At 45.6% G+C, this 662-nt stretch carries 1 protein-coding gene; it reads right to left on the bottom strand.

Annotated features, from left to right (window positions below; genetic code table 11):
- The coding region (locus AC1DPZ_RS28560; RefSeq protein WP_477409906.1) for a trans-sulfuration enzyme family protein at positions 1–662 on the bottom strand (662 nt) is incomplete at both ends.

Below are 662 nucleotides of genomic sequence, written 5' to 3'. Positions count from 1 at the left end.
GCCTTCCATGGTTGCACGGTGTTCTATCAAACTTTCCACACCGCCAAGGCTGGTTGCCCTGGTAAATATTTTTAGCTTGTTGATGATGTTATGGGTATCGTTCTCATCGCCCTTAACTATAAACGATAGCATTCCGCCAAAGGCAAGCATTTGGTCTTTAGCAATTTCATGCTGCGGATGCGATGTTAAACCGGGATATAAAACTTTTTCTACTTTGGGGTGGTACTCTAAAAATTCAGCTAATAACTGCGCATTATATACATGTGCTTTAACACGGTATGGCAGGGTTTTAATGCTGCGCACCAGCCAAAAGCAGTCGGTTGGGGAGGGGATGGCACCACCCATTTCCTGCACCTGGCGTATTTTTGCCCACCAATCGCTTTTTTCGGCAACAATCAGCGCTCCGCCCATCAGGTCGCTATGGCCGCCGAAGTATTTTGTGGCCGAGTGCATTACCATATCGGCACCTAAGGCTAATGGCTGCTGGCATATCGGTGTTGCGAATGTATTGTCAACAACAACTTTGAGGTTTTTTGCTTTCGCGATAGCTCCCACCTTTTTAACATCAGTAATTTTGAGCAGCGGATTTGACGGTGTTTCTATCCAGATTACACCGGTTTCGGGCTTAATGTGCTGCAATAATACTTCACTATCGTTAACAT

The sequence above is a fragment of the Mucilaginibacter sp. P4_G9 genome (genome assembly GCF_056400985.1).
This window is presented reverse-complemented; position numbering and strand designations above follow the sequence as displayed.